The sequence below is a fragment of the Vibrio sp. Isolate25 genome (assembly GCF_022398025.1).
Taxonomy (GTDB): Bacteria; Pseudomonadota; Gammaproteobacteria; order Enterobacterales; family Vibrionaceae; genus Vibrio; species Vibrio coralliilyticus_A.
This window is the reverse complement of the sequence record NZ_JAKEUT010000010.1, coordinates 23,528-36,305: the sequence shown is the minus strand read 5'-3', so window position 1 is coordinate 36,305 and position 12,778 is coordinate 23,528. Positions and strand designations below refer to the sequence as shown.

At 46.0% G+C, this 12,778-nt stretch carries 8 protein-coding genes; 2 read left to right on the top strand and 6 right to left on the bottom strand.

Annotation, left to right across the window (positions count from 1 at the left end):
- Window positions 1-70 precede the first annotated feature (70 nt).
- Window positions 71-1,288 (top strand): multifunctional CCA addition/repair protein, encoded by a 1,218-nt coding sequence (locus tag L1D15_RS16560; protein WP_239876461.1) that lies wholly within the window; start codon window positions 71-73, stop codon window positions 1,286-1,288.
- A gap of 368 nt (window positions 1,289-1,656) precedes the next feature.
- On the opposite strand, the gene eno is transcribed toward L1D15_RS16560, so the two are convergent.
- The 5 genes from eno to rlmD form a co-directional block, all read right to left on the bottom strand.
- Entirely contained in the window at window positions 1,657-2,955 is a 1,299-nt protein-coding gene (gene eno, locus L1D15_RS16555; RefSeq protein WP_239876460.1) for a phosphopyruvate hydratase, read from the bottom strand.
- An 85-nt stretch (window positions 2,956-3,040) separates the two neighbouring features.
- Window positions 3,041-4,681 carry a CTP synthase gene (locus L1D15_RS16550; RefSeq protein WP_021458603.1) on the bottom strand — a complete coding sequence of 547 codons (1,641 nt, stop codon included), beginning with the start codon at window positions 4,679-4,681 and terminating at the stop codon, window positions 3,041-3,043.
- Between the two features lie 156 nt (window positions 4,682-4,837).
- Window positions 4,838-5,638, bottom strand: a complete 801-nt coding sequence (gene mazG, locus L1D15_RS16545; RefSeq protein ID WP_239876459.1) for a nucleoside triphosphate pyrophosphohydrolase — start codon at window positions 5,636-5,638, stop codon at window positions 4,838-4,840.
- Between the two features lie 205 nt (window positions 5,639-5,843).
- Window positions 5,844-8,063 (bottom strand): GTP diphosphokinase, encoded by a 2,220-nt coding sequence (relA, locus tag L1D15_RS16540; protein WP_239868749.1) that lies wholly within the window; start codon window positions 8,061-8,063, stop codon window positions 5,844-5,846.
- 73 nt (window positions 8,064-8,136) lie between these two features.
- Window positions 8,137-9,456, bottom strand: a complete 1,320-nt coding sequence (rlmD, locus tag L1D15_RS16535; RefSeq protein ID WP_239876458.1) for a 23S rRNA (uracil(1939)-C(5))-methyltransferase RlmD — start codon at window positions 9,454-9,456, stop codon at window positions 8,137-8,139.
- A gap of 169 nt (window positions 9,457-9,625) precedes the next feature.
- On the opposite strand from rlmD, the gene barA reads away from it, so the two are divergent.
- On the top strand, window positions 9,626-12,409 hold the full coding sequence (gene barA / locus L1D15_RS16530; protein WP_239876457.1) for a two-component sensor histidine kinase BarA: 2,784 nt from the start codon (window positions 9,626-9,628) through the stop codon (window positions 12,407-12,409).
- On the opposite strand, the gene acpS is transcribed toward barA, so the two are convergent.
- The gene (gene acpS, locus L1D15_RS16525; protein ID WP_239838530.1) at window positions 12,394-12,777 is read right to left on the bottom strand and encodes a holo-ACP synthase; all 384 of its coding nucleotides are present in this window, start codon (window positions 12,775-12,777) and stop codon (window positions 12,394-12,396) included. The genes barA and acpS overlap by 16 nt on opposite strands.
- Between the last annotated feature and the right edge of the window lies 1 nt (window position 12,778).

Sequence of the window (12,778 nt, the reverse complement as noted above, 5' to 3'; positions counted from 1 at the left end):
TACCGATAAGAAAAGTACCATTGCTGAAGTGAATAGCCAATTCTAATATCCGAATTTAAGAGAGACATCTGTGCAAATATTTCTGGTTGGCGGGGCAGTCCGCGATAAATTGCTGAATATAGAGGTTTACGACCAAGATTGGGTGGTAGTTGGTGCCTCGCCTCAAGAATTGCTCGCTCAAGGCTTTATCGCGGTTGGAAAAGACTTCCCCGTCTTCTTACATCCTAAAACCAAACAAGAATATGCCCTAGCAAGAACCGAACGAAAAACAGGCTCTGGTTACAAAGGTTTTGACTGCTATTTTGCACCAGACGTAACGCTAGAAGAAGACTTGTATCGCCGAGACCTGACCATCAATGCAATGGCAGAAGATGAGCAAGGTCTTATTATCGATCCTTACGGCGGTCAACAAGATCTCAATGATCGTATTCTTCGCCATGTTTCAGATGCTTTTACCGAAGATCCCCTTCGCGTACTCCGAATCGCACGCTTCGCGGCGAAATTGCATTACCTTGGTTTTACCATCGCCGCAGACACTCAGAAATTAATGACGCAGATTGTCGAGTCAGGAGAGCTAGAACACTTAACAGCCGAACGTGTCTGGCAAGAATGGCATAAATCTCTATCAACCCGAGATCCACAGATTTTTCTATCGGCACTGCGTGATTGTGGTGCACTCAAGATCGTTCTTCCTGAACTAGATCGGCTGTTTGGCGTCCCTCAACCAGAACAATGGCACCCAGAAATCGATACCGGGATTCATAACCTTCTAGTCGCTAAACAAGCTGCTCTGCTTAGCCAATCACCCACAGTGCGTTTTGCCGCTCAAATGCACGATTTAGGTAAAGGAGTCACCCCAAAGGAGGAATGGCCCAGCCATAAAAAGCATTGCTACACCGGGCTTAAAATCATTAAACAGCTTTGTGAACGTGTACGTGTGCCTAATGAATACCGCGATCTCGCCTTAATGGTGTGTGAGCAGCACTCCAATGTTCATCGTGCCGCAGAGCTTCGAGGTAAAACCATACTTAAGGTTCTCAATAGTTTTGATGTTTGGCGTAAACCTGAACGTTTAAAAGACATCTTACTATGTTGTATGGCTGATAGCCGAGGTCGTACAGGGTTTGAAGATGCCGAATACCCTCAAATGGATCTTTTCGATCGAGCCTACCAAGCGGCTTTAGCCGTCGATGTACAAGACATTATCCAAGATGGTTTTAAAGGTGCTGCCATTCGTGAAGAAATGGAGAAACGACGAGTGAAAGCGATCGAAGAAGCAAGGGCTTAGCAATTCAAGAGTCGTGTAAACACCTTAATTTTCTCGACAAAAGTCAGCTAAGACTCTAAAAGTTCTTAAAGCCTTAAACACAAAATGCCCCACTAAAAAAGTGAGGCATTCATTAAAGCTTTAAGCTAGTAATTCAAACTATSAATTACTGACCTTTCACTTCTTTAAGACCGTTGWAAGGAGCTTTAGMACCTAGAGCTTCTTCGATACCGATTAGTTGGTTGCTTTCTTTTAGGTGTAGCAGCAACACGGTCAGAACGGCTCATTGCCCATAGAATTCTAAAAGTTCTTAGAGCCTTAAACGCAAAATGCCCCACTAAAAAGTGAGGCATTCATTAAAGCTTTAAGCTAGTAATTCAAACTATGAATTACTGACCTTTCACTTCTTTAAGACCGTTGWAAGGAGCTTTAGAACCTAGAGCTTCTTCGATACGGATTAGCTGGTTGTACTTAGCAACACGGTCAGAACGGCTCATAGAACCAGTCTTGATTTGACCTGCAGCTGTACCTACCGCTAGGTCAGCGATAGTTGCATCTTCAGTTTCGCCAGAACGGTGAGAGATTACTGCTGTGTAACCTGCGTCTTTAGCCATCTTGATTGCAGCTAGAGTCTCAGTTAGAGAACCGATTTGGTTGAACTTGATTAGGATAGAGTTAGCTACGCCTTTCTCGATACCTTCAGCAAGGATCTTAGTGTTAGTAACGAATAGGTCGTCACCAACTAGTTGAAGCTTGCTACCTAGTAGTTCAGTTTGGTGCTTGAAGCCATCCCAGTCAGATTCGTCTAGACCATCTTCGATAGAAACGATTGGGAATTGGTTAGCTAGCTCAGCTAGGTAGTGGTTGAACTCTTCAGAAGAGAAAGTCTTACCTTCGCCTTTCATGTTGTAGATGCCAGCTTCTTTGTCGAAGAACTCAGATGCCGCACAGTCCATCGCTAGAGTCACGTCTTTACCTAGTTCGTAACCAGCAGCTGCAACAGCTTCTGCGATAACTTCTAGAGCTTCAGCGTTAGACTTAAGGTTAGGAGCGAAACCACCTTCGTCACCAACTGCAGTGCTGTAGCCTTTAGACTTAAGAACTTTAGCTAGGTTGTGGAATACTTCTGCACCGATACGTAGACCTTCTTTAAGAGTCTTAGCGCCAACTGGTTGGATCATGAACTCTTGGATGTCAACGTTGTTGTCTGCGTGCTCACCACCGTTGATGATGTTCATCATTGGTAGAGGCATAGAGAACTGACCAGCAGTACCGTTTAGTTCAGCGATGTGCTCGTATAGAGGCATGCCTTTAGCCGCAGCAGCAGCTTTAGCGTTAGCTAGAGAAACCGCTAGGATTGCGTTAGCACCGAACTTAGATTTGTTCTCAGTACCGTCTAGCTCGATCATTACTGCGTCGATTGCAGCTTGGTCTTTAGCGTCTTTACCAACTAGAGCTTCAGCGATTTCACCGTTTACCGCTTCAACAGCTTTAAGAACACCTTTACCTAGGAAACGAGCTTTGTCGCCATCACGTAGCTCAAGAGCTTCACGTGAACCAGTTGATGCGCCAGATGGAGCAGCAGCCATACCTACGAAACCGCCTTCTAGGTGTACTTCAGCTTCTACAGTTGGGTTACCACGTGAGTCGATGATTTCACGACCTAGAACTTTAACGATCTTAGACATTAATGTTTCCTCTCGTTCAAATATAAATGTCAAATTTAAAAGGCAGCAGCACAACCTTCAACCTTCGCCACTGCCCGTATCCTTTTTACTTCTCTAATTCGCCGCGTTGGAATTCACCAGCCGCTTTTACGAACCCTGCGAATAGTGGGTGACCATCGCGAGGTGTCGAAGTGAACTCTGGGTGGAATTGAGCCGCTACAAACCATGGGTGAGCTGGATTCTCAATAACTTCCACAAGTTTCTTATCTGCTGACAGGCCTGACACTTTTAGGCCCGCTTTTTCAATTTTTGGACGCAGATTGTTGTTCACTTCGTAACGGTGGCGGTGACGTTCATGAATCGTCGCGCTACCGTAGAGTTCACGAGCTTTAGTCCCTTTCTCTAGGTGACATAGCTGCGAACCAAGACGCATCGTACCGCCTAGGTCAGACTTTTCGGTACGTTCTTCAACTTTACCTTCGCCGTCTACCCACTCTGTGATCAAACCTACCACAGGGTACTTGGTCTCTTTGTTAAATTCTGTTGAATGTGCACCTTCCATACCCGCAACGTTACGCGCGTATTCAATCAGTGCCACTTGCATACCCAGACAAATACCTAGGTAAGGAACCTTGTTTTCACGAGCGTATTGCGCCGCACGGATTTTGCCTTCCACCCCACGATCACCGAAACCACCAGGTACCAAGATAGCATCTAGACCTTCCAGCGCTTCTTCACCTTTGGTTTCTACGTCTTGTGAGTCAACGTACTTAATCTTAACGCTCAAACGGTTCTTCAGACCTGCGTGTTTCAGCGCTTCGTTGACTGACTTGTAAGCATCCGGCAGTTCGATGTACTTACCGACCATACCAATGGTCACTTCTGCCGTTGGGTTTGCTTCTTCATAGATAACCTGTTCCCACTCAGTCAGATCAGCTTCAGGAGCAGAAATGCCGAAACGAGAACAAACTAGGTCGTCAAGACCTTGAGATTTGATCAATTGAGGGATCTTGTATATTGAATCTACGTCCTTCATAGAGATAACCGCTTTTTCTTGCACGTTACAGAAAAGAGCGATCTTCTTACGCTCGTTCGCTGGGATCATGCGATCAGAGCGACAAACAAGAATATCTGGTTGGATACCGATAGACAGCAGCTCTTTCACTGAGTGCTGGGTCGGTTTCGTTTTCACTTCACCTGCTGCGGCAAGGTAAGGAACCAGTGTCAGGTGCATGAACATAGCACGCTCACGACCTAGCTCTACAGCCAACTGACGGATTGCTTCCATAAATGGTAGAGATTCGATATCACCAACGGTGCCACCAACTTCAACGATCGCAACGTCATGGCCTTCAGAGCCTGCAATAACGCGGTCTTTGATTGCATTAGTGATGTGAGGGATAACCTGAATCGTTGCACCTAGGTAATCACCACGACGCTCTTTACGTAGCACGTCAGCGTAAACACGACCGGCGGTGAAGTTATTACGCTTAGTCATCTTAGTGCGAATAAAACGCTCGTAGTGACCAAGGTCTAGGTCAGTTTCGGCACCATCTTCTGTAACAAACACTTCACCGTGCTGAGTTGGGCTCATTGTGCCTGGGTCAACGTTGATGTAAGGGTCAAGCTTCATCATAGTCACTTTAAGACCACGAGCTTCAAGAATAGCGGCAAGAGATGCTGCTGCAATACCTTTACCTAGAGAGGATACAACCCCGCCAGTAACAAAAATGTAATTTGTCGTCATGTTTAACCTGAAATTGGTTGAATGAGGGAAATGGATTTCTTCTGGACGGGAGATAAATATACCAGAAGACCCTTATCGCCACAACGTGAAATCTATCACACTGTAATTTTTTATTTTTTGCTTCAAATCAAATTCGATCGGCAAGATACACTATGATTACGGCTTCGATTCGCGGCGTTTTACTTCGTCCCACATGCTATCCAATTGTTGTAAATCAAAATCTGTCAGTTGCTTACCTTGCTCTGCAACTATAGCTTCAACACTTCTAAATCGTTGAGAAAATTTTAAGTTTGCTTTGCTTAAGGCAGATTCAGGATTTTGGCCTAAGTGCCGACTTAAATTGACGGTAGCAAACAGTAAATCGCCTAATTCCAACTCAATTTTCGATTCATCAGGGGAAACTTGAAGTGCCTCTGCCATCACTTCATCAACCTCTTCTCTCACTTTGTCGACCACAGGCCCTAAAGAATCCCAATCGAAGCCAAACTTGGCGCACTTCTTCTGAATCTTTGTCGCACGCGACAAGGCCGGCAGAGAATTCGGTATTGAGTCTAGAATACTTTGTTCCATTCTGCCTACTTCAGCTTTTTCTTTGGCTTTTTCAGCTTCCCAGTTGGCGTTGATTTCTTCGTCCGATTCAAATTCAACATCAGAAAAGACATGGGGATGACGACGAGTGAGCTTTTCATTCACCGTATCGACCACCTCTGAAAAATCAAACAAACCCTGTTCTTTAGCTAGCTGACTATAGAAAATAACCTGAAACAATAAATCCCCGAGTTCTTCCTTAAGGTTTGGCCAATCGCGATTGTGGATGGCATCTACGACTTCGTAGGTTTCCTCAATGGTGTGAGGAACAATCGTGTCAAAGCTTTGTTTTAGGTCCCACGGACAACCATTCTCAGGGTCACGAAGCTGCGACATTATCGCTTCTAGTCGTTCAATCGGGTGATTCATAATCTTTGTTCCTTTAAACCTATCTATCTAAAGAAAAAGGTGAGCGGTACAACCACTCACCTTTGTTATATGTTTATCAATTCTCTAAATAATTGAAGCTGTAGCTAGGCGACAAGCGAGCGAGACTCCTGAGCATAGCTTGCCTATGTGATGGAGCGAGTAAGCGCAGGCAACAACGCTATCAGCTTCAAGTATGACGAGAATTTTAGCCGAGGCGTTTTACCGACATAACATCTCGGATCTGCTCTACTCGCTTCGACACACGCTGTAGAATTTCGATATTCGTCACCTCAAGATCAAAGTCCATAATCGACAACTGCTTACGGTAGTCAACACGACTCTTCATGCTGGTGACTTTGATTTTCTCGTTGGCAAACAGCGTCGTGATGTCTTTGAGTAACCCACTGCGCTCCATGGCTTCTACGCGTACCGTCAGTATGTAAGACCCTACAAAACCACTACCCCACACAGTATCTATGATACGTTCTGGCGCGTGATGACGCAGCTCTTCCAGTTGTTCACAGTCCGCTCGGTGGACAGAGATCCCCCGCCCTTGTGTGATATAACCAGAAATCTCATCACCTGGAATGGGCTGACAGCAGCGTGCAAGGTGCGTCATCAAATTATCTACACCTTCAACCACTACGGCATCTTTCTTCGGACGACTTTGCGCAGGCGCTTTAGTTTTTGCTTCCTGCAGTTTTTCGAGCGCCTGCTGATCTTCTTCTTCAGCGGTTGGCTTGTTCACCAAAGCATTGATGTGATTAATGATCTGGTTAATACGCAAGTCGCCGCTGCCAACACCGACGTATAGCTCATCGGCACTGTTAACATTAAAACGTTTCAGCGCATATTGCTCTGCATCTTTCAGTGTTGCACCGATTTTTGCCAGTTCGACTTCAAGGATCTCTCGACCCGCTTCTAAATTCTTCTCACGTGATTGTTTGCGGAACCAAGCATTGATCTTGGCACGAGCACGGCCAGAAGTGACAAACCCCATTGACGGGTTGAGCCAGTCTCGCGAAGGATTGGGTTCTTTCGCCGTGATGATCTCGACCTGATCACCCATAGAAAGCTTATGAGTAAACGGTACGATGCGACCTGCGACTTTCGCTCCAATACAACGATGACCAACTTCAGAATGAATGTGATAGGCAAAATCAAGCGGTGTCGCGCCCATCGGCAAATCAACAACATCCCCGCGCGGGGTAAAGGCATAAACGCGATCATCAAAGACCTGACTGCGGACTTCATCAAGCATTTCGCCCGAATCTGACATTTCTTCCTGCCAATCAAGTAGCTTACGCAGCCAAGTAATTTTCTCGTCGTAGCCACTTCGACCACCGCCACCTTCTTTGTACTTCCAGTGCGCAGCAACCCCCAACTCCGAGTCTTCATGCATGTCTTTAGTACGAATCTGGATTTCGATGGTTTTTCCTTCAGGGCCAAGGATCACGGTATGAATTGACTGATAACCATTTGGCTTGGGGTTTGCCACGTAATCATCAAACTCACTTGGCAAATGCTTATACTTAGTATGCACCACACCTAGGGCGGCATAACAATCCTGAAGCTTATCAGCAATGATTCGAACCGCACGCACATCAAACAGTTCATCGAATGCCAAGCTCTTCTTCTGCATTTTGCGCCAGATACTGTAAATATGCTTCGGACGGCCACTCACTTCCGCATTGATGCCTGACGATGTAATTTCATTCGACAGGTCATCCACAAAATCGGTGATGTACTGTTCACGGACGATACGACGCTCAGACAGCTGTTTGGCGATTTGCTTATAAGTTTCTGGCTGTTGATAACGGAAAGCATAATCTTCAATTTCCCATTTCAGCTGACCGATACCTAAGCGATTAGCCAAAGGGGCATAAATGTTTGAACACTCTTTTGCCGCGGCTTGACGAACTTCATCCGGGGCCTTCTTCACCTCAATCAGATTACAAATACGCTCGGCAAGTTTGATCACCACGCAGCGAAAGTCGTCAACCATCGCCAGTAGCATGCGGCGCACATTATCGACCTGAGCAGAAGCGGCGCTGCCTTCCATTGTGACGTTGAGTTGGCCCAATGCCGCCATTTCTTCAACGCCATCAATCAATTTAATCGTTTCCTTACCGAAGTCCTCCTCCAGCGCTTCACGTTGATACGCACCGCTAGAAACGACGGGGAACAATAAGGCGGCGACTAGCGTTGCTTTGTCCATGGAGAGGGTAATGAGGATTTCGATCATTTCACGGCCACGCCATAATAACAGTGGGCCTTGGTCGTTATTTTCAAGAATCGTTTCGCAATGGCGATACACTTCTTTAAGACGCTTCGCGACTTTTGTGTCCTGCTCTAGGCTAGCAATCCAATTATCTAGATCAAACTGTTCGTCTTGGTTCAAATGTGCGCTTCTTACCGCAACCATTGTCTTCGTCCTGTTAAACTTTTTTCTTCGACCTACCCCGCAGTGAGACTGCGCTTGAGAGAGTAAGTTCGTATTAATCCTTCACAAAAAGCGCCATGGATTCTAAGTGACTGGTGTGTGGAAACATGTCTAGCATTCCCAATCGTTGTAACTTGAACCCCTGACTTAGCAAGCTCTGAGAATCTCGCGCTAGAGTAGCAGGATTACAAGAAACATAAACGACTCTTGTCGCACCTAGCGATGAAACTTGCTCGACAATACCACTGGCGCCAGCTCGTGCCGGATCCAGCAGTATTTTATCAAACTTTTCTCTCGCCCAGAGCTGACCAGACATATCTTGTTCCAAATTCGCCTGATAAAACTGTGCATTCTCAATCTGGTTCACTTGAGCATTATGAGTGGCTTTACTAACCATCTCATCGATCCCTTCCACGCCCGTCACACTCTTCACCTGCTTAGCAATAGGGAGGCTGAAATTCCCTAGCCCGCAAAACAAATCTAACACTCTGTCTTGCTCAGATAACGCCAGCCAATCCAACGCCTGAGCCACCATCTGCGCATTCACTTGTTGGTTCACTTGAATGAAATGGTTTGGTTCAAACGGAACAGTCACACCAACTTCCTGATAAACACCCGCCTCACCGCTTTCTAGCACCAGTTGTTCATTGTTTGGCATTAGATAAAGCGTAACTTTATTGAGCTTGGCAAATTCAAGCAGTGCAGTATGATCTTTATCTTTCAGTGGCTTGAGATGACGTAAAACCACAATCCGCGTGTTGTCAGCTTTTACCAACTCGACATGGCCGATGTTCTCTTGTTGAGAAAAGCGTGATAACAGCGCATATAACTCAGGCAATAACTCATCCAATTCCGGTGTCAAAACGGGACAGTGAGTTACGGTGACGATGTCTTTACTCTGCTTCTTGCGAAAACCGAACTGCAGTTGGCGCGTTTTTTTATCCACCATGACACTGATTCGGGCACGGCGTCGGTAACCTTTTGTATCCCCCACAATAGGCGCATCTAGGTTCAGTGTTTGCCCCGCAAATTTACTCATCAACTGGCTCAATGTTTGCTGCTTATGCGTTTGTTGATGCTCACTGCTCAAGTGCTGCATGTTACAACCGCCGCATTGCTGATAGTGAGGGCAGAAAGGCTCAACACGCTGTTCACTGGGTGTCTGAATTTTGATTAAAGATGCGCGAGAAAATTTACTTTTGCTTTCTGTTAATTGTGCGATGACCTGCTCTCCAGGCAATGCACCATCGATGAAAATTGGCTTTTTGTCCTGGTAAGCAATTCCGGCACCGTGGTGATCGAGTTTTTCGATCTTCAGCGATTGATGCTTAGTATTGAGTTGAGTTTTCTTTTTCGGTTGGAAGAAACGCGCCATGCTTTGCTCTGTGCCTTTTAACTATTGCTCTGTATTGATGTTCAGGCGCACCTTTTCAGGCCTGAATCATTGTCTGAGCCGAACGAGTTTATTATGCTTAAGGATTCGACGGCTTCTTCTATTTGTGGAAGTTATTTTCCCATATCCACACCACGATGTTTAGATAATAATGACAAGATATGGCTTACGCGCCCGCGTTATTACCCTCACACTCGCACCGACGTTGATCATTGGCCTGTTACTGAGTGCATTTTTCTCTTTTAACCGCTATCACGATCTCGAAAAACAGGTTATCAATTCAGGGTTAAGTATCATCGAGCCTCTGGCGATTGCCAGTGAAGAGGGATTGAAAAACAACAGCCGCGAATCTGTCCGTCGAATTATCAGTTATGCGCATCGTAAAAACTCTAAGTTCGTCCGCAGTATTGCGGTTTTCGATTACAACCACGAATTATTCGTTACTTCTAACTTTCATCCGAACTTCGAATCTCTGACGTTCCCGGGCAATGCGCCAATTCCACTACTGGTCACTTCTGACTTACAGGAAAACACACTGATCCTACGTGCGCCGATCATCGCTGAATCAGGGCTGATATCAACACCAAAAGGACAAAACACCAACCAAGCTCTAGGCTACATTGCGGTAGAGCTGGATCTTTCTTCCTTACGTTTGCAACAATACCAAGAGATTTTTTCCGCCTTTCTGGTTCTACTCTCTGGGCTAGGGCTATCCGCGATGTTCGCTTACCGATTGATGCATGATGTCACGCGCCCGATTTCTCATATGAAAAACATGGTCGACAGAATCCGTCGTGGACATTTAGATGTGCGAATTGAAGGTAAAATGCATGGAGAGCTCGATTCACTCAAAAATGGTATCAACGCAATGGCAGTTTCGTTGTCAGAGTATCATGTGGAAATGCAGCATAGTATTGATCAGGCTACTTCCGACTTGCGAGAAACGCTTGAACAGCTCGAGATCCAAAACGTTGAATTGGATATTGCCAAGAAACGAGCCCAAGAAGCCGCGCGAGTGAAGTCTGAGTTCCTCGCGAATATGTCTCATGAGCTACGTACACCATTAAACGGTGTGATTGGCTTTACTCGACAGATGCTCAAAACCAAGCTGACTAACAGCCAAGCGGATTATTTGCAGACCATCGAAAAGTCAGCCAACAACCTGCTCAATATTATCAATGACATTCTGGACTTTTCTAAACTGGAAGCAGGCAAGTTGGCATTGGAAAATATTCCATTTGAGTTTCAGGAAACGCTTGAAGAAGTTGTGAGCTTGCAAGCCACCAGCGCCCATGAAAAAGGCCTCGAATTAACCCTTAAAGTGGATCCTAAAATCCCTGCAGGTCTGGTCGGAGACCCGCTACGTATTCAGCAAGTTTTGACTAATCTGGTAGGCAACTCGATCAAATTTACCGAGCGTGGCAATATCGATATCAGTGTTGAGCTACGCTCACAGAAAGAAGACTCAGTCGAGCTTCAGTTTATGGTGCGAGACACCGGCATTGGTATTTCAGAGCGCCAGCAATCACAATTATTTCAAGCATTCAGCCAAGCAGACGCCAGTATCTCTCGTCGCTACGGTGGTACGGGGCTTGGCTTAGTCATTACCCAGAAGCTGGTCAGCCAAATGGGGGGAGAAATCAGCCTAACCAGCCGCTTGCACCAAGGTTCCACCTTCTGGTTCACTCTGAGATTGAACGCCACGGATATGCCCGTGAGCGATTTGATCGAAACTCAGGTTCTCAAGCAGAGAACACTGCTGCTGGTAGAGCCAAATATGCAAGCCGCTTCTGTCACTCAACAAACTCTTGTACAAGAGGGCTTGATTGTTACCTATCGCTCTTCCGTACCTGAAGAAGCCAACCAATACGATTATGTGCTACTGAATCTTGCGCCAAATAAAGCCAATGAGCCTGAACTAGTCGAGCAATGGGTGAAACAAGCACAGCTATGTGCTCCTCAAGTTGTGGTCGGTATCCCAAGTACGGCTCTGGCATTGTCTGATCATCTGATTCAGACCCATCATGTCCATTGTATTACTAAGCCATTATCTCGTCGCAAACTGCTGCAAACACTGGCAGCAAATCAAGAAAGTTTACCTGTTATCGAAGCAGAACCCGCCTACAATGAAACCCTGCCACTTACCGTTATGGCCGTCGATGACAACCCGGCTAACCTTAAATTAATCAGCGCTCTATTAACAGAGCGGGTCGAAAAAGTCGTCACTTGTACTAATGGCTTAGATGCCGTGACTCAAGCAGAAGCTCAGCATTTCGATATCATATTAATGGACATTCAAATGCCGCACATGGATGGTGTGACCGCTTGTGGCAAAATCAAGCAAACACAACTGAATGCCAGCACTCCAGTGATCGCTGTGACAGCCCATGCTATGAGTGGCGAACGTGATAGATTACTAGGAGCGGGTATGGATGATTACCTGACCAAACCGATTGAAGAGCATGTACTGCAACAAGTACTGATGCACTGGAATCCATATACTTCTGAAACACAAATGGAGAAGATCGACTTACCTTCTGATCTCGAACCTGATGAACACACTAGCATGCCTATCATTGAGCACGACAACATCATTATTGACTGGCAAGCAGCGCTTAAACAGTCGGCAAACAAGGAAGACCTTGCACGCGATATGCTGCAAATGCTGATCGACTATATTCCCGAAGTCAGCGCAATCGTTGAATCGGCGTTGGAAGAGGAAAATGTGGACAGTGAAAACCTCATCCACCATGTACACAAACTGCATGGCAGTAGCTCTTACTGTGGTGTCCCTAGATTAAAGAAAGTCTGCGCGACAATAGAGAAAGCCCTACGTTCAGGCGCCAGTATTGAAGATATAGAACCAGAGCTGTTTGAGCTACAAGATGAAATGGAAAAGGTCACCGCAAGTGCGGCGCCTTATTTAGATTCGTAGATAACGGTAGCCACGGCATAGTGACGCTCATCGGAAATCGACAGGTGGATATGCTCCACCTGTTTTTTTTGAGCAAATTCCAATGCTTTGCCAGATAAAGACAACAGTGGCGCGCCATGTTCGTCATTGGTAATGGTGAAGTCATGGAACGTCACCCCCAATGCAATACCAGTGCCCAATGCTTTTGATGCGGCTTCTTTAGCCGCAAAGCGCTTAGCTAAGAAACGCCCCTGCTGCTTAAGCAATTGGAATCGTTGTAGCTCAACATCCGTCAAAATACGTCGAGCAAACGCTTCTCCACTACGAGTTAGCGCTTTCTCCACTCGCTCGATTTCTGCAATATCTGTCCCTAGACCAACGATCGCCATT

Excerpts from the sequence above, each read along its gene's own strand:
- mazG (WP_239876459.1), bottom strand. The coding sequence starts at position 5,638 with ATGAATCACCCGATTGAACGACTAGAAGCGATAATGTCGCAGCTTCGT.
- acpS (WP_239838530.1), bottom strand. The coding sequence starts at position 12,777 with ATGGCGATCGTTGGTCTAGGGACAGATATTGCAGAAATCGAGCGAGTG.
- rlmD (WP_239876458.1), bottom strand. The coding sequence starts at position 9,456 with ATGGCGCGTTTCTTCCAACCGAAAAAGAAAACTCAACTCAATACTAAG.
- relA (WP_239868749.1), bottom strand. The coding sequence starts at position 8,063 with ATGGTTGCGGTAAGAAGCGCACATTTGAACCAAGACGAACAGTTTGAT.
- L1D15_RS16550 (WP_021458603.1), bottom strand. The coding sequence starts at position 4,681 with ATGACGACAAATTACATTTTTGTTACTGGCGGGGTTGTATCCTCTCTA.
- barA (WP_239876457.1), top strand. The coding sequence starts at position 9,626 with ATGACAAGATATGGCTTACGCGCCCGCGTTATTACCCTCACACTCGCA.